This window comes from Acetobacterium wieringae, assembly GCF_026646375.1.
Taxonomy (GTDB): domain Bacteria; phylum Bacillota; class Clostridia; order Eubacteriales; family Eubacteriaceae; genus Acetobacterium; species Acetobacterium wieringae_A.
In genome coordinates this window covers 12,003-37,187 of sequence record NZ_JAIPPU010000019.1, presented here as the reverse complement: position 1 = coordinate 37,187, position 25,185 = coordinate 12,003, and the positions used below count along the sequence as shown (strand labels likewise).

At 43.2% G+C, this 25,185-nt stretch carries 18 protein-coding genes and 1 other RNA gene; 17 read left to right on the top strand and 2 right to left on the bottom strand.

Features of this window, described 5'->3' with window-relative positions:
* Positions 1–10: 10 nt before the first annotated feature.
* A complete protein-coding gene (locus Q7P33_RS15415; protein ID WP_303871634.1) occupies positions 11–1,519 on the top strand; it encodes a bifunctional diguanylate cyclase/phosphodiesterase in 1,509 nt (502 codons plus the stop codon).
* A gap of 40 nt (positions 1,520–1,559) precedes the next feature.
* Here Q7P33_RS15415 and Q7P33_RS15410 read toward each other — a convergent pair whose 3' ends face one another.
* Complete coding sequence (locus tag Q7P33_RS15410; protein ID WP_303871633.1) at positions 1,560–2,018, bottom strand: LiaF domain-containing protein; 459 nt, start codon at positions 2,016–2,018, stop codon at positions 1,560–1,562.
* Between the two features lie 179 nt (positions 2,019–2,197).
* Here Q7P33_RS15410 and Q7P33_RS15405 point away from each other — a divergent pair, with 179 nt between their 5' ends.
* From Q7P33_RS15405 to nifJ, 7 genes are all read left to right on the top strand, one after another.
* Complete coding sequence (locus Q7P33_RS15405; RefSeq protein ID WP_303871632.1) at positions 2,198–2,704, top strand: phosphohydrolase; 507 nt, start codon at positions 2,198–2,200, stop codon at positions 2,702–2,704.
* A 66-nt stretch (positions 2,705–2,770) separates the two neighbouring features.
* Positions 2,771–3,964: an isocitrate/isopropylmalate family dehydrogenase gene (locus tag Q7P33_RS15400; protein WP_303871631.1), complete on the top strand. Its 1,194-nt coding sequence runs from the start codon at positions 2,771–2,773 to the stop codon at positions 3,962–3,964.
* Between the two features lie 176 nt (positions 3,965–4,140).
* On the top strand, positions 4,141–5,622 hold the full coding sequence (gene pap / locus Q7P33_RS15395) for a polyphosphate:AMP phosphotransferase (RefSeq protein ID WP_303871630.1): 1,482 nt from the start codon (positions 4,141–4,143) through the stop codon (positions 5,620–5,622).
* A gap of 399 nt (positions 5,623–6,021) precedes the next feature.
* On the top strand, positions 6,022–6,483 hold the full coding sequence (locus Q7P33_RS15390) for an Lrp/AsnC family transcriptional regulator (protein WP_303871629.1): 462 nt from the start codon (positions 6,022–6,024) through the stop codon (positions 6,481–6,483).
* 52 nt (positions 6,484–6,535) lie between these two features.
* Entirely contained in the window at positions 6,536–7,651 is a 1,116-nt protein-coding gene (gene ald / locus Q7P33_RS15385; RefSeq protein ID WP_303871628.1) for an alanine dehydrogenase, read from the top strand.
* Positions 7,652–7,854: 203 nt separating this feature from the next.
* On the top strand, positions 7,855–9,276 hold the full coding sequence (locus tag Q7P33_RS15380) for a sodium:alanine symporter family protein (RefSeq protein WP_303871627.1): 1,422 nt from the start codon (positions 7,855–7,857) through the stop codon (positions 9,274–9,276).
* A 361-nt stretch (positions 9,277–9,637) separates the two neighbouring features.
* The gene (nifJ, locus tag Q7P33_RS15375) at positions 9,638–13,162 is read left to right on the top strand and encodes a pyruvate:ferredoxin (flavodoxin) oxidoreductase (protein WP_303871626.1); all 3,525 of its coding nucleotides are present in this window, start codon (positions 9,638–9,640) and stop codon (positions 13,160–13,162) included.
* 123 nt (positions 13,163–13,285) lie between these two features.
* On the opposite strand, the gene Q7P33_RS15370 is transcribed toward nifJ, so the two are convergent.
* Entirely contained in the window at positions 13,286–13,543 is a 258-nt protein-coding gene (locus tag Q7P33_RS15370) for a hypothetical protein (RefSeq protein ID WP_303871625.1), read from the bottom strand.
* A 219-nt stretch (positions 13,544–13,762) separates the two neighbouring features.
* Here Q7P33_RS15370 and dnaG point away from each other — a divergent pair, with 219 nt between their 5' ends.
* From dnaG to Q7P33_RS15325, 9 genes are all read left to right on the top strand, one after another.
* A complete protein-coding gene (gene dnaG / locus Q7P33_RS15365; protein ID WP_303871624.1) occupies positions 13,763–15,541 on the top strand; it encodes a DNA primase in 1,779 nt (592 codons plus the stop codon).
* A gap of 88 nt (positions 15,542–15,629) precedes the next feature.
* The gene (gene rpoD, locus Q7P33_RS15360; protein WP_148637578.1) at positions 15,630–16,694 is read left to right on the top strand and encodes an RNA polymerase sigma factor RpoD; all 1,065 of its coding nucleotides are present in this window, start codon (positions 15,630–15,632) and stop codon (positions 16,692–16,694) included.
* A gap of 1 nt (position 16,695) precedes the next feature.
* Complete coding sequence (locus tag Q7P33_RS15355; protein WP_303871623.1) at positions 16,696–17,397, top strand: class I SAM-dependent methyltransferase; 702 nt, start codon at positions 16,696–16,698, stop codon at positions 17,395–17,397.
* Positions 17,382–18,500: a Nif3-like dinuclear metal center hexameric protein gene (locus tag Q7P33_RS15350; protein WP_303871622.1), complete on the top strand. Its 1,119-nt coding sequence runs from the start codon at positions 17,382–17,384 to the stop codon at positions 18,498–18,500. Before Q7P33_RS15355 ends, Q7P33_RS15350 begins: the two co-directional genes overlap by 16 nt.
* Positions 18,501–18,823: 323 nt before the next feature.
* Positions 18,824–19,163: RNase P RNA component class A (gene rnpB / locus Q7P33_RS15345), an RNA gene on the top strand.
* Between the two features lie 101 nt (positions 19,164–19,264).
* Positions 19,265–21,115: a phosphoenolpyruvate hydrolase family protein gene (locus Q7P33_RS15340; protein ID WP_303871621.1), complete on the top strand. Its 1,851-nt coding sequence runs from the start codon at positions 19,265–19,267 to the stop codon at positions 21,113–21,115.
* A 252-nt stretch (positions 21,116–21,367) separates the two neighbouring features.
* A complete protein-coding gene (locus tag Q7P33_RS15335; protein ID WP_303871620.1) occupies positions 21,368–22,585 on the top strand; it encodes a Tm-1-like ATP-binding domain-containing protein in 1,218 nt (405 codons plus the stop codon).
* A gap of 13 nt (positions 22,586–22,598) precedes the next feature.
* On the top strand, positions 22,599–23,426 hold the full coding sequence (locus tag Q7P33_RS15330; protein ID WP_303871619.1) for a phosphoenolpyruvate hydrolase family protein: 828 nt from the start codon (positions 22,599–22,601) through the stop codon (positions 23,424–23,426).
* A 189-nt stretch (positions 23,427–23,615) separates the two neighbouring features.
* Positions 23,616–25,130, top strand: coding sequence for an FGGY-family carbohydrate kinase (locus Q7P33_RS15325; protein ID WP_303871618.1), 1,515 nt, complete (start codon positions 23,616–23,618; stop codon positions 25,128–25,130).
* Positions 25,131–25,185 lie beyond the last annotated feature (55 nt).

Sequence of the window (25,185 nt, the reverse complement as noted above, 5' to 3'; positions counted from 1 at the left end):
TTAGGAGGTAATGGTGAAGAAATATGACGAAAAAAAGTTTTTAATCCTCAGTTTTGCGTTGTTTTTTTGGGTCATGATGATGGGGCTCATTAATTTTTCCGCTTTTTCCCAGGAGCCTTACGAGATAATTCTGGTGAAGCTTCTCTATGGTCTGGCGTTTATGGGTCTCTTTGTGATCAGTATAAACAGTAACCTTGCCATTGGTACCTTCAAAAAAGAAATCCAGCAGCTTAAGCAACTCCAGGATCTTGATTTTTTAACGGGTTGTCCCAACTGGATCAAGTTTAAAAAAGAGTGTGAAATAATTCTGGACACAAGTAAAACCCAAGATTATGCGATGGTTATCTTTGACATCGATAAGTTTAAGGCGATCAATGACTTATACGGGCATCAGACAGGTAATGAAATCCTCACTGCTATTGCAAAAATATTAGAAATGTATCTCAATGAAGAGGAGCTGTTTGCCCGAATGGCCACCGATAATTTTTGTATTTTAATGAAATATGAAGGCTATGGTGAGTTTTCTTTGCGGCTGGAAAATTTGATTCGCAAAATCAATGGTTACTCTCAGAAATTCATCGTCAGCATCTCCATGGGGATCTATCTGATTGGCGAAACGGAGTTGGATATTAATGCCCTCAGTGATCGTGCCAATATGGCGAAACGGTCGATCAAAGATAATTCCCAGATTAGCTATGCTTTTTATGAAGAATCCATGCGGGTTGCACTGATTCTTGAAAATGAAATTGAAAACAGAATGGAGAGAGCGTTAGTAAGTGGCGAATTTGAAGTTTATCTTCAGCCCAAATATCTGTTTTCAGATGAACAGATTATTGGTGCTGAGGCGCTGGTACGCTGGAATGATCCCGAACGGGGGATGTTGCCACCGAATGATTTTATTCCCTTGTTTGAAAAAAATGGGTTTGTCAAAAAAATAGATACGTATATGTTTGAAGCGGTATGTAAGCTGCTGGCGAAATGGGAAAAGGAAATGGATCAATTGACTAATATGATTATTTCAGTTAATTTTTCCCGACTTCATCTGGAAAATATGCTATTACCGGAAGAATTGCTGGCCATTACCAACCGCTATCAGATCGATCCTAAAATGATCGAAATTGAGTTGACCGAGGGCACGATTTTCAATAATGATGTTCAGATGGTTGAGATTATGAATCATTTAAAAGATTTTGGTTTTCATATTTCAATTGATGATTTTGGTCGGGCCTATTCATCCCTCAACACTCTGAAAAATTTACCGGCGGATATTTTAAAATTGGACAAGGCTTTTTTTAGCGAATCGACGGATAATGCCCGGGGAGAGAAGATCATTACCAGTATGTTGAATATGGCCAAGGATCTGGATCTGATTACCGTGGCTGAAGGGGTGGAAACCCGGGAACAGGTGGAGTTTCTTAAAGAGAAGGGGTGCGACATTGCTCAGGGATTTTTCTATGCCAAGCCAATGAATGTGTTTGAATTCGAAGATTTTGTTAAAGAAAAACTGAAATCAGCTTAGGCTGGATTTCAGTTTTTTAAGTGTTTATCACAGGCGACGATTATTCTGACGGATTTTCAAAATTCAGACCACCACAGGTAATATTGGCAAAAACCGATAGGGCCACTGAATTTTCAGGATCGGTACAAACCGTATGGTCGGCAATTCCGCCAAATTTACAGCTATCAACAATTTTTAGCCTGAAGTTGTCAGGAACAATGATGTTAAGACCACCATTCACGATATTGATATCCAGGCGATACGCGTCTTTTTCGGTAGTCACCTCCGAAAAATCAAGCTGCATGCCGCCAAAGAACGCTCCGATTTTAGTATTCTGCATCGTTTGGTTTTGGTAGTCTTTCATTTTACCGCCATAGAGGACGACTTCGTCCAGCGATTCGGGACGCTTATCCAGGTTGGCTTCAAATGCTTTGGCCTTTTTTATTACACTGGCGTGATAAAGCGCTACGCTGGTGGCCATAATAACACCGGTTCCGATGAGTATGTTTTTTATCTTCATGATTGATCCTTTCTGTTCTTTTTAATCAGTTTACCATGATTTTAAGAAGAATCGAATCTTTTTTTGTTTTTTTAAAGAACATCTCAGATAATTTTAACTAAAAATAAAGGTATTATGCTATAATATTCGAAGCATCTGTTCAGCATTGCTGAATAAATAAGAGCAAATGAAAGGTCTCAATGGAAACAAAAAAGTATTATGATGAGTTTGAAACCATTGTTGGCGATATTATAACACACAGTGAATTCCAAAGATTAAGAGAAATTGATCACCATGGCAATGGTTTATATGAACATTCAGTCGCAGTTGGATATTACTCCTATCGCGTGGCCAAATTTTTAGGTATGGATTATGCCTCCATTGCCCGGGGCGCAACTCTCCATGATTTTTTTCTGGAGTCCTGGCAGGGAAAGGTGAAAACAGGAAAGGGCTTGAATCGAATCAAAGAGATGCATGGCTTTTCTCATCCTAAAACAGCCCTGGAAAATGCCGAAAAATATTTTGATATTGATGAACGTCAGGCAGACATGATCGTCAAGCACATGTTCCCACTTACGCCAATTCCACCAGCAAATTTAGGTAGCTGGGTTGTGACGGCAGTGGATAAATTTGTGGCTACTCATGAGCTGGTTTTTAAAAACACTCAGCCCATCAAACGGCTTAAAAGTATGATGTCCAAAGCTTAAGGCAATAAGATAGTGCCTTAGTAATTATATATGACCCTAATAAATTGATTTGACGGAGGATAGAACTTGATCGAAGAACAAATTGAACGCGCAAAAGCCCATTTTGGAGAGCTGATTAAAGAACAATTGACACGCATCGAAAAAATGAAGGTTCAAAAGGATTTTACTGATTTTACAACAAAAGAACAGATTATTATCGGTGTTGTCGGTGGCGATGGCATTGGGCCATTTATTACTGCTGAAGCCCAAAGGGTATTAGAATTTTTATTGGCCGATGATGTTAAAACCGGAAGAGTTGTCTTTAAAATTATTGACGGTTTGACCATTGAAAACCGGGCAGCCTGCGGAAAAGCGATTCCTGACGAGGTTTTAGCAGAACTAAAAACCTGTGATGTAATCTTAAAAGGACCAACAACAACGCCCCGGGAGGGTGATCCCTGGCCAAATATCGAAAGTGCCAACGTGGCGATGCGTCGGGAATTGGACTTATTTGCCAACGTTCGGCCAGTGTCGGTACCAGAAAAGAATATTGACTGGACTTTCTATCGGGAAAACACTGAAGGGGCTTATGCCGTTGGTAGCAAGGGCATCCATGTCAATGATGATCTTGCCATTGATTTCACCGTCACCACCCAGGAAGGTTCGGAGCGAATTATTAAGGCAGCCTTTGATTTTGCAGAAAAATCTGGTAAGAATAAGGTGACCGTGGTTACTAAAGCCAACGTTATCAAAACGACTGATGGTAAATTTTTAGATACGGCCAAAGCGATTGCCAAAAACTATCCCACCGTCGAAATGGATGACTGGTACATCGATATCATGACCGCCAAGCTGGTTGATGAAAAACGACGCAGTCAGTTTAAGGTGATGGTTTTACCAAACCTCTATGGTGATATCTTAACCGATGAAGCGGCTGAGTTTCAGGGTGGTGTCGGTACGGCTGGATCAGCCAATATCGGCAAACAATATGCGATGTTTGAGGCGATTCATGGATCAGCACCACGAATGGTGGAAGAAGGTCGGGGACAATATGCCGATCCTTGCAGCATTATCCGGGCTGCCGGGATGTTGCTGGTGCATATTGGTTACAATGAAAAAGCTGAGCAGCTTCAAAAAGCGCTGGATATTTGCGGACTGTACGAGAAAAAACTGGTGCTCACCGGACGGGAAACTGGCGCTACTGGTTCAGAATATGCTGATTATGTTATGGAAACTTTGTCCAATCCCAACCTGGACGCAATTTACGAAAAATTTATATAACTGATAAGGGGGCGTCTTTTAAGACGCCCTTTTTTTGTGGTAACGATCAGTCCTGCGAGTACTTCGAAAAACACCACAGAAAAACCATTGTCTGCTACTTCCATAAGTGCCCATTACCGGGCCCTTGTGTTTGAAATGTTATCTCATACAAAATCATATTTATTTAGGAGGCTATCATGCTGGAAAAAATTGATTTAGGTGTAACAATTGACAAAGAAACCTACCGCCAGGAAAAAGAGCGACTGACGATACGGTTAGGTGAACTGCAGCGAACCCTGCACGATATGGGTATTCCGGTCTTGATTCTGTTTGAAGGATGGGATGCAGCCGGCAAGGGAACCCTGATCAACGAATTGCTGATGCCTATGGATCCGCGGTCTTTTCGGGTGCATAATTTTAAAAAGCAGGAGAATGAAGACGAGATTTTTCGTCCGTTTTTATGGCGTTATTGGACCAAAACGCCCGAAAAAGGTCAGATCGCCATTTTTAACCGCAGTTATTACAGCGACTTGGTCTATCGTAAATCGATTGATGCGTTAAACATGCAGGGGTTAATGAAACAGGCCAATGAATTCGAACAGGCGCTTTCGGATGATGGGATGATTATTTTTAAGTTTTTCATTCACATCAGCAAAAAAGAACAAAAAAGACGTTTCAACAAGCTGCTGGGAAATGATGCCACTGCCTGGCGGGTAACCCCTCGGGATAAAAAAGAAAACAAGCATTATGATAAGCTTTATGAAAAGGTCAACCGGGGACTGGAGCTGACCGACAACGACTGTGCTCCCTGGGTGATTATCGAAGGGGAACAAAAAGACTATGCCCTGATCAAGGTTTTCAGTATTTTGGAAAAACGGCTGGAAAAAGCCATCGAAGCGGTCAATATGGCTCCAGAAGTTGAACTTAAACCGTTGATTCATGAAGGGGATATGCCGTTTCAGTCTAAGATTCTCGATGGCATTGTTCTTGATCAGGTCATCAGCGAAGAAGAATACCAGCGCCAGATCAAAGATGCTCAGAAAAAAATCCGCTTGCTTCAATTCGAGCTCTATCGACGTCGGATTCCGCTGATTGTCGGGTTTGAAGGTTGGGATGCCGGTGGCAAAGGCGGCTGTATTAAACGACTGACTCGGAACCTGGATCCCCGGGGGTATACAGTGTATCCCACCGCCAGCCCCAGTGATCTTGAAAGAAAGCATCACTATCTCTGGCGTTTCTGGCGGGATATCCCCAAAAACGGTCACTTGGGTGTGTGGGATCGAACCTGGTATGGCCGGGTGATGGTGGAACCAATTGAAGGATTTTGTACCCAAGAGGAGTTTGACCGGAGTTATCGGGAAATAAATGAATTCGAAAAACAGCTCTCAGATTGGGGGGCGATTGTCATTAAATTCTGGTTACAGATTGATCAGGATGAGCAATTAAGGCGTTTCACCGGTCGGGAAGAGAACCCCGATAAAGAGTGGAAAATTACAGAAGAAGACTGGCGCAACCGGGATAAATGGGAGGTTTATAAGATAGCGGTCGATGCAATGCTGCTAAAAACATCAACGATCAATGCACCCTGGATTATTGTCGAAGCCCAGAATAAATATTACGCCCGGATTGAAGTACTCAATGAAACCATTGCCGCCATCGAAAAACGTTTGAATGATTAGCAGGGCACCGGCAATAGCGAGAACATAACCACAAGAATGATTAAATCTTAACCCCGTCACGCCTGTCCATTGTGATCGCTGAACAGGTGTGACATGAAATAGAGAAAATGATGATTAATATAATTATTTATACGACTATTTGGATATTTATGCTGAAATTATCTGGGCCTTGAAAATAGTTTTTTAAGTTTTTTTAAATTTTACCTCAGTTTTTCAATGGGATACTAGAAATAATTAAGAATTTTAAGTGCGGGCACGCTAGGTAACCCTCTTTTATTAATCATTTAAGGTGATTTATTCTTATTGCAAAAAGATCTATTGTTATTCATTGAAAACGTTTAATTTACTTGAAAATTCGGATATAATGAGCTCAATAATTTTAGTGGAAAGGAGTTTTAGATGGATTCAATTGATGTTGAAATCCTCAAGCTACTGCAGAAAAATGCCAGAGTAACGGCTTCAGAAATAGCGAGTGAAGTCAGTCTCTCAGTTCCTGCAGTCAGCGAACGCATCAAAAAATTAGATTCTTCCGGCATCATTCAAAAGTACACCATCATTATTTCAACACAGCGAATGAACAAAAACCTGGTTGCCTATATGTTTATATCCCTTAAGCATCCCACCTATATTGAGGGATTTATCAAATTGGTGGAAAAGGAACATGAAATTATCGAATGTGATTATCTGGCCGGAGATTATGATTATTTAATTAAAATTATTACGAAAAATACCCAAAGTCTGGAAGCGGTGCTCAATCGCATTAAAACAGTTCCTGGGGTACAAAAGACAAAAACGATTGTAACCCTTTCAACTGTTAAGAACACATACTCCATTCTTCCGACTGAAGATATGGATGTGTAACGATTTAAACTCAGATCACAAATTTTTATTAAAAAAACAGGAGGTTTTTATCATGATTGTAGGTATTCCAAAGGAAATTAAAAACAATGAGTCTCGTGTATCCGTAACACCGGCAGGTGTTCATGCCCTGGTTAAAAGTGGCCATAAGGTGCTTGTTGAAACCAATGCTGGCTTTGAAAGCGGTATCGCCGATAGCGAATATGCAGCTGAAGGGGCCGTTATTTTGCAACAGGCCAAAGAAGTATTTGATCAATCCGATATCATTGTAAAAGTAAAAGAACCGATCGAGTCCGAATACGAACTGATGAAAGAAGGACAGACCTTATTTACATATCTACATCTTGCTCCAAACCTGCCTTTAACCGATATACTTATGAAGAAAAAAATTACCGGGATTGCCTATGAAACCGTTCAATTACCGGATCGATCCCTGCCTTTGCTGATTCCCATGAGTGAAGTAGCTGGCAGAATGTCCGTTCAAGTTGGTGCGACCATGCTGCAGCGCTATCATGGTGGTGTGGGGATGTTGTTGGGTGGTGTTACTGGCGTATTACCCGCTGAAGTCATGATTATCGGAGCCGGCACCGTCGGGATGAATGCAGCCAAAATGGCCGTTGGTCTGGGCGCTCATGTTACCGTGATTGATATCAGCAAACCCAGATTAACCTATGTGGACGATGTCTTTAATGGTCGGGTGTCCACATTGATCAGTAATCCCTACAACATGGCTGAACTGACAAGAAAATCAGATTTATTGATCAGTGGGGTTCTGGTTGCTGGTGAAAAAGCGCCTAAACTGGTTACTGAAGAGATGGTTAAAAATATGAAAAAAGGTTCAGTTATCGTTGATGTTGCCATTGACCAGGGCGGCTCAGTGGAAACCATTGACCACAGTACCACTCATGACAATCCCTGCTTTGAAAAACATGGCGTTATCCACTATTCGGTTGCCAACATGCCTGGTGCAGTACCACGAACATCGACTTATGCACTGACCGGTTCGACTCTGCCTTATTTACTGGATATTGTCAATAAAGGACCAGAAGCGGCTATGAAGGAAGATCATGCCTTGTTATTAGGTTTAAACACCTACAAGGGACACGTCACCTGCAAAGGCGTCGCCGAAGGCTTAAATAAAGAATACGTACCTGCCGAAGATTTACTGTAGAACGGGATAGCAGCGTTAAATACAAATACAGCTATTTCGATTTTGGCATCAGGAAATAAAACGAAAAAGCAAGACATAAAATTTAGCTCGATAGAACAGATAATAAGGGTGACACTGTTACTGGTAATAGTGAAGCCCTTATTTAAGAAAATTCTCGATATAATGTAATCGATAACAAGTGTATAAATTTTTTGGGGGGCAATATGAGTTTTTCGGATATCATTTCAGCTGTAAATAATTTTGTGTGGGGACCCATTATGCTGGCACTGCTAATGGGAACCGGTATTTTTTTAACCGTGCGTTTAAAGTTTAAGCCATGGCTCAACTTGGGCTATGCACTGAAATCGGTTTTTGCCAAACAAGACAAGACCCATAAAGATGACTCGGGTGATATTTCACCGTTTCAATCGCTGATGACGGCACTGGCCGCCACCATCGGTACGGGAAATATTGTTGGTGTTGCTACGGCAATGGTACTGGGGGGGCCAGGAGCTCTGGTGTGGATGTGGATTTCAGCGTTGTTTGGATTATCGACTAAATATGCTGAAAGTGTTCTGGCGGTTAAGTATCGGGAAACCAATGCCAAAGGTGAAATGGCTGGTGGTCCGATGTACGCCATGAAAAATGGTTTCAAAAACAAAAAAATAGGTTTGGTCCTGGCGTTTCTGTTTTCCTTGTTTGCCGCGGTGGCGTCCTTTGGAATTGGCAATATGACTCAGGCCAATTCCATAGCCGGAGCCGTTAATGGAACCTTTGGGGTGCCAACCTGGATCACCGGTCTGATTCTGATGGCATTGGCATTTATGGTTATTCTTGGCGGGATTAAGAGCATTGGTAGAGTAACTGGTGTCATTGTGCCGTTTATGGCGGTATTCTACGTTTTAGCAGCCCTGGTAGTCATTGTTATTAATATTCAAAACGTACCAGCTGGGCTTGCAGAAATCTTTACCATGGCCTTTTCTCCAGCGGCGATGGCTGGTGGTGTCGGTGGAACCATTATCGCTTCGGTGCTGACAGCCATGCGTTGGGGAGTAGCCCGGGGTGTGTTCTCCAATGAAGCGGGCTTAGGATCGGCACCAATTGCTGCGGCGGCGGCCAAAACCGATCATCCCTCGCGACAAGGTTATATCAATATGACCGGAACCTTTTTTGACACAATCTGTGTCTGTTCGATAACCGGTCTGGTAATTGCTTCATCTGGAGCGCTTGGGACACTGGATGCCAGCGGTGAGATTTTAATGGGGGCCAATCTGACCATCGCTGCTTTCCAATCGGCGTTGGGACCAATTGGCGGTTTTATCGTCACTGTCGGGATTGCGCTCTTTGCCTTTTCAACCATATTGGGTTGGGAATATTATGGCGAAAAATCACTGGAGTATTTAATCAAAGCACCAATTGCAGTAACGATCTACCGGATTATTTACTGCCTGGTTGTTTTTGTTGGGGCTACCACGGCGTTGGAAATTGTCTGGAATTTGTCAGACGCGATGAATGGGATGATGGCTATCCCCAATTTAATCAGTCTGCTCGTCTTAAGCAGTGTGGTTGCCAAGGAATGTTCTGAATTTCAGACAGATTTTTTAATACCTGAAAAATTGGCTTTTAAAGAAGCTAAAAAGAAATAGTGAGTTAAGAGCAACTAAAAATAAGAAATAAGTTATCAATTCACAAAAATTACTGTTGATGAACTGTTAATTAATATTTTAACAGTTCATCCGCAGCCAATTATTGTGAAGGATTAATTTACAAGGATAAAAGTTTTCGAATATACAATACTATCCACATAAAAGAGCAACAAATGATAAAAAGGTTAACATTAATCGTTTTCGGGTGAATAAACAAAAAAACACTGGAAAATTCTGGCAAAAAATTACCTGTATTAAAGTGTATACACTCAAAAACTAATATGATATAATTTCATAGATAAAATTTTGCTATTTAAACCATCAATAAAAACACTTTGTTTTAATTTCAAGGAGGAAAATCATGCCTAAAAAAATGATGACAATGGATGGAAATACAGCAGCTGCTCATGTTGCCTATGCGTTTACTGAGGTTGCAGCTATTTTTCCAATTACCCCTTCATCCCCAATGGCCGAATATGCGGACGTTTGGGCTTCTCAGGGACGAAAAAATATCTTTGGTGAAACTGTAAAAGTATCTGAAATGCAATCTGAAGGTGGAGCCGCTGGCGCAGTTCACGGTTCATTGGCGGCAGGTGCTTTAACCACGACCTTTACGGCTTCTCAGGGACTGTTATTAATGATCCCCAATATGTATAAAATTGCTGGCGAATTGTTGCCCGGCGTTTTTCATGTTACCGCCCGAACTTTGGCAGCCCAAGCTTTGTCTATTTTTGGAGATCACAGTGATGTTATGGCCTGTCGACAAACTGGTTTTGCCTTGTTGGCATCCGGTGGTGTTCAGGAAGTAATGGATCTGGCCGCTATTGCTCATCTGGCGGCGATTAAAAGTCGGGTACCATTTATGCACTATTTTGATGGTTTTAGAACGTCACATGAGATTCAAAAGATTGAAGTGATCGATTATGATGTCTTTAAAAAATTAGCCGATTTTGAAGCGATTCAGGAATTCAGAAACCGGGCCTTAAATCCCGAACACCCAGTAACTCGAGGAACCGCTCAGAATCCGGATATTTTCTTCCAGGCGAGAGAGGCTTGTAATCCATTCTATGATAAGGTTCCAGGAATTGTTGCTGATTATATGGAAAAAATATCGGCTGAAACGGGTCGGGAATATCATTTGTTTGATTATTATGGTGCTGACGATGCCGAAAATATTATCGTTGCCATGGGTTCAGTAACCGATACGATTGAAGAAACGATCGATTATTTATTGAAACAGGGCGAGAAAATCGGCTTGATCAAGGTTCGTTTATTCAGACCGTTTGCGCCGGAATATTTACTAAAAGTATTGCCAAAAACCGTTAAGAAAATTGCCGTACTGGATCGTACCAAAGAACCAGGTTCATTAGGCGAGCCTTTATACCAAGATATCTGCACCGTCTTCTATGGCAAAGAATTCCAACCACTGATTGTTGGTGGTCGATATGGACTCAGCTCAAAAGATACCACTCCTGCGCAAATTAAAGCAGTTTATGATAATTTAAAACTGGCTCAACCCAAAGATAAATTTACTATCGGAATCGTCGACGATGTCACACACACCAGTCTGGAACTGGGTGAAAACCTCCATACCGTTCCCGAAGGAACCAAAGGATGTAAATTCTGGGGTCTCGGGTCTGATGGAACCGTTGGAGCTAATAAATCAGCCATTAAAATTATCGGAGATCATACCGATTTGTATGCCCAAGGTTATTTCTCCTATGACAGTAAAAAATCTGGTGGGGTTACCGTTTCTCACCTGCGATTTGGGAAAAAACCAATCAAGTCAACTTACTTAATTGTAAATTCTGACTTTGTTTCCTGTTCGACTCAAGCGTATGTTCATCAATATGACCTACTAAAAGGTTTGAAAAAAGGTGGAACCTTCCTGCTTAACACGGTCTGGGAAGTGGCTGAACTGGATGAAAAATTACCAGCTTCGTTAAAAAAATATATCGCTGACAATGACATTAATTTCTATATTATCAATGCGACTAAAATCGCCGAAGAAATTGGTCTGGGTCGTCGCACCAATATGATTATGCAATCGGCATTCTTTAAACTGGCTGACATTATTCCAATTGAAGATGCGGTCGCTTTCTCAAAAGCAGGCATTCAAAAATCTTACGGAAAAAAAGGCCAGAAAATTGTTGATATGAACAATGCTGCGGTTGATCGCGGGATTGATGCCCTGGTTAAAGTGGATGTTCCGGCTGCCTGGAAAGAGCTTAAAGCTAACGGGGCAACAGAAGAAAATGTACCAGAATTCATTACCAAGATTCTTCGTCCAATTAATCGATTAGAAGGTGATGATATTCCGGTTTCAACCTTTACTGGTGCAGAAGACGGAACCTTTATGTCGGGTTCTTCAGCCTATGAAAAACGCGGTATCGCTGTTAATGTGCCAAAATGGATTCCTGAAAATTGTATCCAGTGTAATCAGTGCTCATTTGTCTGTCCACATGCTGCCATCCGTCCGGTGTTAGTGGATGCTGGTGAAAAAGCGGCAGCGCCAGAAGGGTTTACTACCGTTAAAGCCACCGGTAAACAATTTGACGGCTTAGAGTATCGAATTCAGGTCAGCACCCTTGATTGTACCGGTTGTGGCAACTGTCAGGATGCTTGTCCGGCTAAAACCAAAGCGCTTGAAATGGAACCAATCGATACCCAAGCGGATCAAATTCCAATGTGGAACTATGCAACGACGGTTACGATTAAAGATAACCTAATGAATAAGGCTACTGTTAAAGGAAGCCAGTTCTGCCAGCCATTGCTGGAGTTCTCCGGAGCTTGTGCTGGTTGTGGTGAAACACCCTATATTAAAACCATTACCCAATTGTTTGGGGATCGGATGCTGGTTGCCAATGCTACCGGTTGTTCATCAATCTGGGGAGCATCGTCACCTTCGACACCTTATTGTAAAAATGCCGCAGGAAAAGGACCAGCCTGGGCCAACTCTTTATTTGAAGACAATGCCGAATATGGTTTTGGGATGATGCTGGCAACTGAAAAAATGGCCGATACAATTGAAAACTATCTAAAAGAAATCATTGCTGGTGATGCGCCAGAAGCTGTTAAAACAGCAGCACAAGCCTGGATTGACAGCAGAAAAGATGCCGAAGCTTCAAAAATTGCCTCAGCTAAACTGGTTGAAGCCTTAACTGCTTATACACCAAGCGAAGCACTGGCTACCTATACCAAGTTTATTCTGGATAATCAGTCATACCTGATCAAAAAATCCCAGTGGATTTTTGGTGGCGATGGCTGGGCCTACGATATCGGATACGGCGGACTGGATCATGTTTTAGCGTCACGCAAAAATATCAACGTATTCGTACTGGATACCGAAATCTACTCTAATACCGGTGGTCAGGCTTCTAAGTCAACACCAACTGCAGCCGTGGCACAATTCGCCTCTGCTGGAGAACGAATCAAGAAAAAAGACCTTGGTATGATGGCGGCAACCTACGGTTATGTTTATGTTGCTCAGGTAGCCATGGGCGCTGACAAAAATCAATTTATAAAAGCTCTTCAGGAAGCTGAAGCGTATGATGGTCCATCACTGATCATTGCTTATGCGCCTTGTATCAACCATGGGATCAAAGGTGGCATGAGCCGTACTCAAACCCACGAAGCATTTGCTGTGGAATCGGGATACTGGCATCTGTACCGATTCAATCCAACCCTGAAAGAAGAGGGTAAAAATCCATTTATCCTTGATTCCAAAGAACCGGATATGGACAAATTCACTGAATTCCTGGATTCAGAAGTTCGATACACCTCATTAAAACTGACCTTCCCAGAAGTTTCTGCAACTCTTTATGATAAAGCAAAAGAAGAAGCAATGGAGCGTTACCAAGGTTACAAACAAAAAGCAGAAATGTAATTAAATTTTGACAAGAAAAACCCCACAGGGTTTTTCTTGTTAATCATAAAAAAGCTCCCCTGGGCAATACCAGGGGAGCTTTTTTATTGGAGTTACCACAAATTGCGGATTGGGAAAGGAGTATTACTTACACTTTTGTGGAGATGGGTGCCGTCTGATAAATCCGTCCAGATCATCTTCCGGGTTATGGACAGTGAGTTCCATTTTGTCCAGATCAAAATCAAAATCAAAGGTTGTATCTGATTTTAATTCTTCCAGTACATCCATAATTAATTGACCATCTGCGACATCCTTCATACTGAGAACTGCTTTGCCATGATCATCAAAATCGGCAGCTTTTACTTGTTCATGAATGACTTCGATAATACGTTTCTTCTCCATAAAAACACCTCTTTCTAATATTATTGTGATTAATTTTTTATTACCCAAATAATCAACTATTATCCATCGATAACGATTTTTTAAAAGATTAATGAAACTTTATTTTTGTTTAAATATAAAAATAAAGGATATTAAAACAAGGAGAATTGCATTTTACTTAGAATAGAGATAATAGACCCTTAAAGAGTCAAGACTTTATTTTACAAAAGGAAAAAACTAATGACTACTTACTATTCCGAAGAAGTGATCCAATCTGTCATTGACGCCAATGATATTGTGGATGTGACTTCGGGTTACATGACCTTAAAGAGGGTGGGCAACTCATTCAAAGGAAAATGTCCGTTTCATAATGAAAAAACAGCGTCCTTCACGGTATCCCGGGAAAAGCAGCTGTATCATTGTTTTGGTTGTGGAGCCGGAGGCAATGTGATTACCTTTATTATGGAAATGGAAAAATTGCCGTTCATGGATGCCCTTAAATTTCTGGCCACTCGCGCAAATATGGTTTTACCGGAAAAACAGAATCAGCAGGAAGACCACCAGGCCTATGAAAAAAAGAATCGCCTCTATGAATTGCATCGGCAGGCCGCCAACTATTATTATAAAATTTTAAAAACGATGCCATCTGCCCGGGACTACTTAAGTCAGCGTAGTATCAGTCAGGAAACCATCCGAGAATTTGGGTTAGGTTATGCCAGTGAAGACTGGGGCCGATTGACCGATTTTCTCAAGACCAAAGGTTTTTCTGTGGCAGAGATGCTGGATTCGGGATTAGTTCTGGCGTCTGAAAATAATCGACATTACGATCGTTTTCGCAGTCGGATTATGTTTCCCATCGTTAATCCCCGGGGGCAGATAGTTGGGTTTGGCGGTCGTCTGATGGTAACCGGACAAAATGGGCCCAAATACCTGAACTCCCCGGAAACCTCAATTTTTTCCAAAAGTTATGAGCTTTATAATCTCAACCATTGTAAAAACTTTTTGGAAGATGGGCAGATATTGATTGTGGAAGGTTACATGGATGTGATCTCTTTATATGAAAAAGGGATCAAAAATACCGTAGCAGCATTGGGAACGGCCTTTACCCCCTTTCATGGAAAAATTCTGGAGCGCTATGCCAATGAGGTGATCATTGCCTTTGATGGCGACAGTGCAGGGAAATCGGCAACAGAAAAAGCCATGAATATCTTGAAAAAGACCAACTTAAATGTTAAAATATTAAACTTGCCGAGCAATGAGGATCCAGATTCCTTTGTCCAAAAATATGGTCAACAGGCATTTTTGGATGCGGTCGCCAAGGCTTTAACCATTGTTGAATACGAATTGGGATTACTAAAAAAGCATAATGATCTTTCCCAAACCGATGGACGGCTTCGCTATGGTAATGAAGCAATTAAAGTGCTAAAGCAGCTGGAAACATCGCTGGAAATTGATTACTATAGCAAAATGGTGGCTGGTGAAACGGGGATCAATCAGGAAGTGATAAGACGTGAGGTTATGCGCTCAAAAAAACGCTCAGATAATTCGATTCAGCTGAATGAAGCGACCCATAGTGTGGTAATGCCACAAAAAATTCCCAGGGCATATCAAAATGCTCAGGAAGTAGCGATTCGCTACTGTTTAAAAAAAACGGAAATGGTTGACGACTTTCCGATTGATTTTCTTACCGACTCGTTCTATCAGGAACTACTCAACGTTCTTTTAGAAAAGCGGAAAACCGGCAGTCGGATTGAAGTTAATCAGATTATGTCACATTTTGAAGATTCCAATGAAGTTAAAAAATTAGTTGAGTTCATGATGAACGAGGATGAAGTCTCCCGGTCAGATTATCAAGATGCTTTGGAAATAATGAATCGATTTTATAATGAAGCTCAACTCGACCGACTTTCCGAAAAAATTAAGCGGGAGTCAACTACTGGTAATGACGATGAGGTGGCACGGCTCACCAATCAACTCATAGAGATTAAGAAAATGATGAAAGAAAACGGGAGGCACTAAAATGAAACTCGAGAAAGCAAAAACCGACGATGTGATCATCGATATTGACGACGACATCATTGAAATCGAAAAAGTCGCCATTGAGCTGATGCCGGAGGTGCAGCAGCTGTTAAAGCGGGGAAAATCAAAAGGAAATTTAAATAACCACGATTTTGAAGAAATTCTGGATAAGGCGGATCTTGACCCTGAAGAAATTGATTCAATCTATCTGTACCTGCAAAAAGAAGGGATCGAAATCGCCTTTACCGATCTCGAACTTGAAGCCTTGGAAGCGGCTGAACTTGAGGAAGAGAACCAAAAAGAATTGGAATTGGCAGATTCAGTTAGTGTCAATGATCCGGTTCGCTTATACTTAAAAGAAATCGGGAAGGTGCCCTTATTGACCGGTGATGAAGAAATGGAATTGGCTCGTCGCATGGAAGCGGGCGATGAGATGGCCAAGAAAGAATTGGCTGAAGCCAACCTGCGGCTGGTCGTCAGTATCGCTAAGCGTTATGTGGGACGGGGTATGTCGTTTCTCGATCTGATCCAGGAAGGAAACCTCGGCTTGATCAAGGCGGTTGAGAAATTTGATTATACCAAGGGTTTTAAATTCAGTACCTATGCTACCTGGTGGATTCGCCAGGCGATTACCCGGGCCATCGCCGATCAGGCCAGAACGATCCGAATCCCGGTGCATATGGTCGAGACCATCAATAAATTGATCCGGGTTTCCCGGCAATTACTACAGGAATATGGGCGTGAACCAACCCCCGCAGAAATTGGTAAGGAAATGGGCTTTTCCGAAGAAAAAGTTCGGGAAATTCAGAAAATTGCCCAGGATCCGGTTTCCTTGGAAACTCCGATTGGTGAAGAAGAAGACAGCCATTTGGGTGATTTTATTCCCGATGAAGAGGCCCCAGCACCCGCTGAAGCGGCATCCTATGCACTACTGAAAGAACAACTGATCGAAGTATTAAATACGCTCACTGAACGGGAAGAAAAGGTACTGCGATTACGTTTTGGTCTCGATGATGGTCGAGCTCGAACGCTGGAAGAAGTCGGCAAAGAGTTTAACGTCACCCGGGAGCGAATTCGACAGATTGAAGCCAAGGCGCTGCGTAAATTGAGACACCCCAGCCGCAGCAAGAAATTGAAGGACTACTTAACCTAAAATGAAGATAAAATTAAGTCCGAGGCTTGCGGTGATTGCCGGTTGTGTGGCCGGAGCCGAATCGATGGCAGATATTGGTACCGATCATGGCTACCTGCCAGCGTACCTGGTGGAAAAAAATGTTGTTTCCGGAGCCATCGCCGGTGACATCAACCAGCAGCCGCTGAAAAAAGCTGAAAGAATTATCATTGCACAACAATTGCAAAAACAGATCGAGACCCGACTTGGTTCGGGTCTTTCTGTGCTTAAACCCGGCGAGGTTGAGGTTGTTGTTATGGCGGGAATGGGAGGACTTCTGATCCGGGATTTGCTGGAAGCGCAGCCGGATGTCGCCAGGGCGACAAAAAAACTGGTTCTACAGCCAATGAATAATCAGGCAGTCTTACGAAGATATCTGGAAACAGCGGGTTTTTTAATTACCCGAGAAGATCTGGCCCGGGAAGGCGATCGGGTTTATGAGATCATTGTGGCCGAACCAGGAGCGATGATCGTTACCACACCATTGGAATATGAATTGGGTTTTGAATATTATAAGCACCGACATCCGTTGCTGGGCGCTCTGATTGACCGAAAAATATTTTTGGAACAGCAGATTGTGAGCAGTACCCGGGGAAGAACCTCGGCGGTGGCGGCCAAACAATTTCAGGAAAGCAGTATGTTTATCGAAAAACTGAATGAGGTGAAAAAATGTCTGTCAAACTAAATCAAATTATCCAGGCTATTGAAGCCCTGGCTCCGGAAAGACTGGCTGAAAGCTGGGATAACGTCGGACTTCAAGTCGGATCACGGCAACAGAGCATCAACCGGATTCTGTTGACTCTGGATGTTACGGCTGATGTAGTTGATGAAGCGGTTACGAAAAAGACTGATCTGATTATTGCCCATCATCCATTTATTTTTAATGGTTTAAAAACCGTATCATGTGACGGCGAAAAAGGCCAAATGATTGCCCAATTGATCAAAAATGACATTGCTGTTTATGTGGCCCATACCAATTTGGATAAAGCCGCCAAGGGTCTTAACCACTATTTGGCCGAAATCATCGGCCTTGAAAAAATTAAAACCTTGGAACCCTCAAATCCGGTGAGGTATTATAAGCTGGTAGTTTTTACACCGGTGGAAGCCAGTCATAAGATTATTGAGGTTTTTGGGAAAAATGGCGCCGGGGCTATCGGTGATTATGATTATTGTACGTATCGATCATCCGGCACTGGAACCTTTCGCCCGAGGGAAGGTGCCAAGCCATTTATTGGCGCGGTGGATAAGATGACCAGCGTTTCGGAAGATCGGATTGAAGCCATTGTGGCAGCACCAGAATTAAAGAATCTGATCGCGGCCCTAAAAAGAAATCATCCCTACGAAGCGATGGCCTATGATGTGATCCCGCTGGAAAACGGGGATTTGATCAATGAAAACGGACTGGGTAAAATTGGGATATTAAGTCAGCCGCTCGATGCTGCTGATTTTATTAATGATATTAAAAAGCGTCTTGATCTGCCAGTTTTAAGAGGGGCCGGTAAGATTCCGGAGATTGTGCGACGGGTGGCCATCTGTTCCGGCGCCGGATCGGACATGATCGGGCTGGCCAAAGCAAAAAGAGCCGATGTGCTGATTACCGGGGATCTCAAACATCACGACGGGCAACGGGCTCTCGAAAACAACATCTGGGTGCTCGATGCTGGTCATTACGGCACTGAGAAATGGGTAACGGCTTGTATTGGGCAAATGCTGGCATCCAGTCTGTCAGGAACGTGTCCGGACATGATTGTGGCTGAAACGTCCCGGGATTTTATCGTGAACTATTGAGCAATTAAGGCAAACGTTGAGATGCCGTACCGACTAAATGTTAATCCGTTGTATGCGCATAGCTCGGGCATGAATACGAAATGAAAAATTTCTTATTTTGTGTGAGCAGTCGCCAACGACAATTAAGCGTGTGATTGGCTCGTTGCATGTACGAAAACTATCGCCGTGTCTGTTTTGAGGCAAACAACGTGAGCTAACAATTGTCAGTATTGCTTTATCTATTAAAATTTATAGAGAAAATTCAACGAATTGATTATGTTTTGGTTGATGATCAATGAAAAAAGGCTTGAAACTTATATAAAGATAGTGTATAATGTAACGATTTAGTAAATCAGATAGTCGCACCCGGAGTAATCCGGTTGAGGAAAGTCCGAGCTCCAAAGAGCAGGGTGCCGGGTAACACCCGGTGGAGGCGACTCTAAGGCAAGTGCAACAGAAAGTATACCGCCAGTAATGGTAAGGATGAAAGGGTGAGGTAAGAGCTCACCAGCGGTGTGGTAACACATCGGCTATGTAAACCCCACCTGGAGCAAGACCAAGAACGGATCGTAAAAGACGGCTGCTCGTCGTTATCCTATGGTAGGTCGCTAGAATTTATTGGTAACAATAAATCGAGATAGATGACTATTTAAACAGAACTCGGCTTATAGATTTAGTAAATCACAAATGTAAGTTAAGACTATTGCAGGACTCTGCAATAGTCTTTTTGCGTTTTTTGCCCGGGGATTGTATAATGAGAGTAAAGTTTTCAGTGGGAGAATACCATGAAGAAAAAAGAAGCCATCGAAAAAATGATCCATAATAGTTTAAGAATGAATAAACCGGTGATCGGGGTGGCGGTGGGATCGGGTCTTTTTGCCAAGCAGGCGGTTAAGGGCGGGGCTGATTTGTTGTTGGCCCTCAGTGCTGGTCGCTTTCGTTCGGCGGGCATTCCGTCGATTGGATGTATGATGCCATTTTCCAACAGTAATGAATTGGTGTTTGATTTTTCCAGCCGGGAGATACTGCCAAAACTCAAAGATCGGGCCGTGATCTGTGGGATTAATGCCACCGACCCCAATTACACCCATCAGGAATTGATTCAAAAAGTCCGGGATCTGGGTTTTAGCGGCGTCAATAATTTTCCTACCGTTGGATTGATTGACGGGCAATTCAGGGAATGGTTGGAGGAGAAGGGTCTGGGTTATGAGCAGGAAATTGAATTTATGACTAAGGCAGTGGCCGCTAACCTATTCACCATTGCTTTTGTTTTTAATGAGATCCAGGCCCGTGCGATGACACTGGCAGGGGTGGATGTTGTCTGTGCCCATTTTGGCTGGACCCGTGGTGGTGAGAAATCCGGCAAGGTATTTTCCACCATTAATGAATGTCTGGAGATGACAGAAGCAATTTTTGCGGCCGTCGATGAGATTAATCCCCGTACCTACAAGATGATTTATGGAGGGCCGATCAATTCGCCGGAGGATGCCTATTATTTTTATAAAAACTCCCAGACTATCGGTTATATCGGTGGCTCCAGCTTTGAGCGGATTCCCACTGAACTGGCGATTTCGGAAACTACCGACAAGTTTAAAAACTATTATAAATTAAAACAGGAAAATAAACACTTAAAGAAAGAGTTGCTCAAAAAGCGGGGGTTTGATGAAATTGTCGGGCAAAGTGTAATTATGCAGGATATGTATGAATTGATCAATAAGGTGGCCGATAAGGATGTTAATGTGCTAATTCAGGGAGAAAGTGGAACCGGTAAAGAACTGGTGGCCAAGGCGCTGCATTTTAACAGTAAACGTTGTCTGGGTCCGTTGATCAAGGTAAACTGCGCCGCTTTGCCACCAAATTTATTGGAAAGTGAATTGTTTGGCCATGAAAAGGGTGCGTTTACTGGGGCGGATAAGCGGCGGTTGGGGAAATTTGAACTGGCCAATCATGGTACTCTGTTTCTGGATGAGATTGGGGAAATGGATGTCGATCTCCAGGCGAAGGTACTGCGGATCATCCAGCAACAGGAGTTTGAACGGGTTGGCGGCGAAAAAACTATTTTTGTTGATGTGCGGATTGTTTGTGCCACCAATGTCGATATTAAACAGGCGGTAGCTGAAAATCATTTTCGGGAGGATCTTTACTACCGGCTAAATGTGGTGGAAATCAATACCCCACCGCTACGGCGGCATACCGAGGACATTCCACTTTTATGCAATCGCTTTTTGGACGAATTCAAAATAAAATATCAACTGGAAGAAAAACGATTGGCTCCGGACGCAATGGCCTATCTGATGGAATGCCCCTGGCCGGGCAATGTTCGCGAACTGAAGCATGTTCTGGAACGGGCGGTGATCCTCAGTGAAGGAAAATACATTAGACGGGATGACATGGTAGTGGAAGAATTGCATAAGCCAAAATCGAGGATCAAACAATCACAGGCGCTTGCTATGCACGGGGCAGAAATGCTGACAACAAGTAAGGAACATCTGGAAAGCAATTATATTCTAGAAATTCTTAAAGCCTGTCAATGGAACCGAACCGAAGCAGCCCAACGGATCGGTATTTCACGACGAACCCTCTATAATAAAATCATGAAATACAATTTATCGACAGAATCGGAATCGGTGGATTGAATGAATGGGTAATATTTACTCGATTTGAGAAAATATTACCCATTCGACATTTATCTGAGAAATCGATTGCCCGCTGATTCATATTGAATAGCGGAAACAGTGGATTTGAGCATTTTAATTTTTGGCATAAACCTTGCGTATTTAATGAATTTAAATAATGAATTAAATTCAAAGCGACTTAATAAAATGAGATTTGTTCAAAGTAATTACAAATCAAGTAAGTTAAGTAAAAAATCACAAGGGGGGCATGGAATGAAAAACGTGTTAATCGTCGGAACCTTTGATACCAAGGGTCATGAATTCCAGTTTATTAAGGAATTGATTGAAAAGCAGGGCTTAAACACCACCACAATCAACTGTGGGGTGATGGGCGAGCCGTTGTTTGAGCCGGACATCACCAGTGAAGCGGTTGCTGTAGCCGGGGGATCATCTTTAGATGAGTTGCAGCAGCAACATGATCGGGGCTTGGGTATTGACGTGATGATGGCCGGGGCAGCAAAAATTACCAGAGAGTTGTATGACCAGGGAAAGGTTGACGGCGTTATCAGTTTGGGGGGATCGGCCGGAACCACCATCGGTACCTTTGCAATGCGAAGTCTGCCAGTTGGTGTGCCGAAGATTATGGTATCCACCGTGGCTTCAGGTGACACCCGTCCCTATGTTGGTGAAAAAGACATCACGATGATGTATTCGGTGGTCGATATTTCCGGGATCAACAGCATCTCCAATCATATTTTGGCCAATGCCGCCAATGCCATCGCTGGGATGGCCAGTTTTGATATTCCTGAGCTTAAGGAAGAAAAACCATTGCTGGCAGCCACCATGTTTGGTGTCACTACGCCTTGTGTTACCACAGCCAGAGAGTATCTGGAAGATCAGGGTTATGAGGTGCTGGTATTCCACGCTACCGGTGCTGGTGGGATGGCCATGGAAAGCTTGATTGAAGCGGGCTTTATCAAAGGTGTATTTGATGCCACGACCACCGAGTGGTGCGATGAGGTAGCTGGCGGGGTCTTCACAGCGGGACCAACCCGACTGGAAGCGGCAGCCAAGGCGGGAATCCCTGAGGTTGTTTCGGTGGGGGCACTCGATATGGTCAATTTTGGAGCCATTGAAACTGTTCCTGAAAAATATAAAGATCGTAACCTGTATAAACATAATGCCAGCGTCACCCTGATGAGAACCACTGTTTCTGAGTGTTCTCAGATGGGAAAAATCATTGCCAGCAAGTTAAACATGGCCACCGGCCCGGTTGCCCTATTTATTCCACTAAAAGGGGTTTCTGCCATTGATGTGGAAGGTGCACCATTTTACGGTCCGGAAGAAGATGCCGAATTGTTTGCCCAATTACGGGCTAATATCGACGATAAAGTCGAACTGGTCGAAATGGATACCGATATCAACGACGAAGCCTTTGCTTTGGCGATGGCAGAGAAATTGATTACGATGATTGAAGCAAAGAACGTTTAAAGGAGAAAATAACATGGCAATAAAACGAGAAGAAGTACTAAGACGGTTAAGAGAACAGGAAGCTAACGGAATTTCGGTGGTTGGCGCTGGAGCAGGAACAGGGATTTCGGCCAAATGCGCTGAAGCCGGTGGCGTTGACCTGATTATTATCTACAATTCTGGCCGGTATCGGATGGCTGGCCGGGGTTCTTTAGCCGGGTTGTTATCTTATGGCGATGCCAATGCCATTGTGATGGATATGGCCCGAGAAGTGGTAACGATTGTTAAAGATACACCGGTTTTAGCTGGCGTCTGCGGCACCGATCCGTTTAGAGATATGGAAATGTTTTTAAAACAGGTCAAAGAAGCCGGGTTCTCAGGCGTACAGAATTTCCCGACCGTCGGCTTAATCGATGGGGTCTTCCGTCAAAATCTGGAAGAAACCAATATGGGTTATGATCTGGAAGTGGAGATGATAAAGAAAGCTCATGAACTGGATCTGGTCACGACGCCCTATGTTTTCAATGTCGAAGAGGCTGAAAAAATGGCCAAAGCTGGTGCCGATGTCCTGGTTGCCCATATGGGACTGACCACCAAGGGCAGTATCGGGGCAGGGACTGCGAAAACCCTGGATGACTGTGTCAAGCTGACCCAGGAGATCTGTGACGCAGGCAAAGCCATTAATCCGGACATTATGGTCATTGTTCACGGTGGCCCGGTGGCTGAACCGGAAGATGCCAAGTATGTCCTTGATCGAACGACTGGGGTTTGCGGCTTCTTTGGCGCATCCAGCATTGAACGGCTACCAACCGAAATTGCCATCACCAAACAGGTTAAGGATTTTAAAGACATCAAACTGTAAAACGAATAGTAGACAAAAGCAATTGATATAGCCTTTTGTCGACACAGTATTTTTACGATAAACTAGGCGTTGAATAAAAAGTAAATTCTTTTTATTCAACGCTTTTTGTTTTACACTTTCAAACTATTTGGTATAATGATACGAAATGAGTTGATGTCGGGAGAATGGATTTTGGACAACATTAAAAGCATGCTAAATAAGAATTCAGTTTTAACTATCGATTGCGGTACCCGAGGACTTCGGGGAATTATTTTTGATGAGTCCGGTAATGAGCTGGCTAAAAGCGAAGAAGTGTTCAAGGGCTATTATTCGAAACATTTCCAGTGGAAAGAAGCTGCTCCAGAAATGTTCTGGAAGGCCTTGGTCAAAGTGGTTTTGGAGCTTAAGGAAATGACACCTGCGCTGTTTTTGACCATTCAGGGAATGACGGTGTCCTGTCAGCGGGATGTTATCACGGTGGTTGATGAAGAGGGTGAACCGCTGCGGAATTTTATCAGTTGGTTGGATCGTCGGGAACTAGCCGAACCGTTGCCCTATCCCTGGCCCTATGCGCTGCTTTTTAAATGTATTGGGTTTAGCAGCTACGCCAAATCCTTCAGTAAAACTGCCCATGTCAACTGGATCAAGGTTCAGGAACCGGAAATCTGGGCTAATGCAGATAAGGTCGTTTTTCTTTCGACCTATTTTTTGAGTCGTTTAACAGGGAAAATAGCTGACAGCCGTTCCAACACGGCCGGTCATCTGCCCTTTGACACGAAAAAGAAACAGTGGTGTGGCAAGTATAACGTCAAAACCCAGATTCTTCAGGTTGAGCCGGAAAAATGCTATGAGTTGACCGACTCCTGCGAAGTCATCGGGTATCTGACGGCAACTGCCGCCGCAGCTACTGGTCTACCGTTGGGTTTGCCGATTGTTGCTTCAGGAACAGATAAAGGCTGTGAAACCGTTGGTGTCGGGGCCTTGACCTCGGAGATCGCCAGTATTTCACTGGGTACACAATCAACGGTGGAGGTAACCACAAAAAAATATGTGGAGCTTTATCCCTTCTACCCTTCCTTTGCAGCGGTGGAAAATGACGCGTATAATCCTGAAGTAACCATTTATCACGGATTTTGGATGATCGATTGGTATATCCGGGAATTTCTTGATCAGTCTGATCCCCAAGCGATCCATGAGGTTTTGGAGGGCTATCTCGAAACGACCCGGCCAGGAGCGGATGGCTTGGTTCATCAGCCTTATTGGGGTCGCGAAGCTTTTCGGCCTGAAGCCCGGGGAACCTTTATCGGCTTTAGTGAGGGTCATGACAAGCGCCATATTTACCGGGCTATCGTTGAAGGTCTGGGCTACGCCTTGCTGGAAGGGGTAGAACGGATTGAACGCAAAACCAAGGTGCCGATTCAGGCTGTTGGGCTGTCCGGCGGGGGCTCCCGCAGCGATGGAGTGGCTCAGATTATGGCCGATATTTTTAATCGGCCGGTATACCGGGTTCAGACCTTTGAGACCACCGGTTTAGGCGCAGCCATCGCCACCTTTGTGGGTATAAATCATTATCCGGACATTCACACTGCCAGTGCGGCGATGATTAGAAAATCCAGGATTTTTCAGCCCAACCCGGAAAATGCAATAATATATACAGAAATTTATAGTAAATTATATAAGCAATTATATCGTCGGGTTAAACCCTTATATCAGTCATATGATTAAATTCAGATGAACGAAAAGATAAGAACCGACGGGTTAGAGAAGAGGTCATAAAATA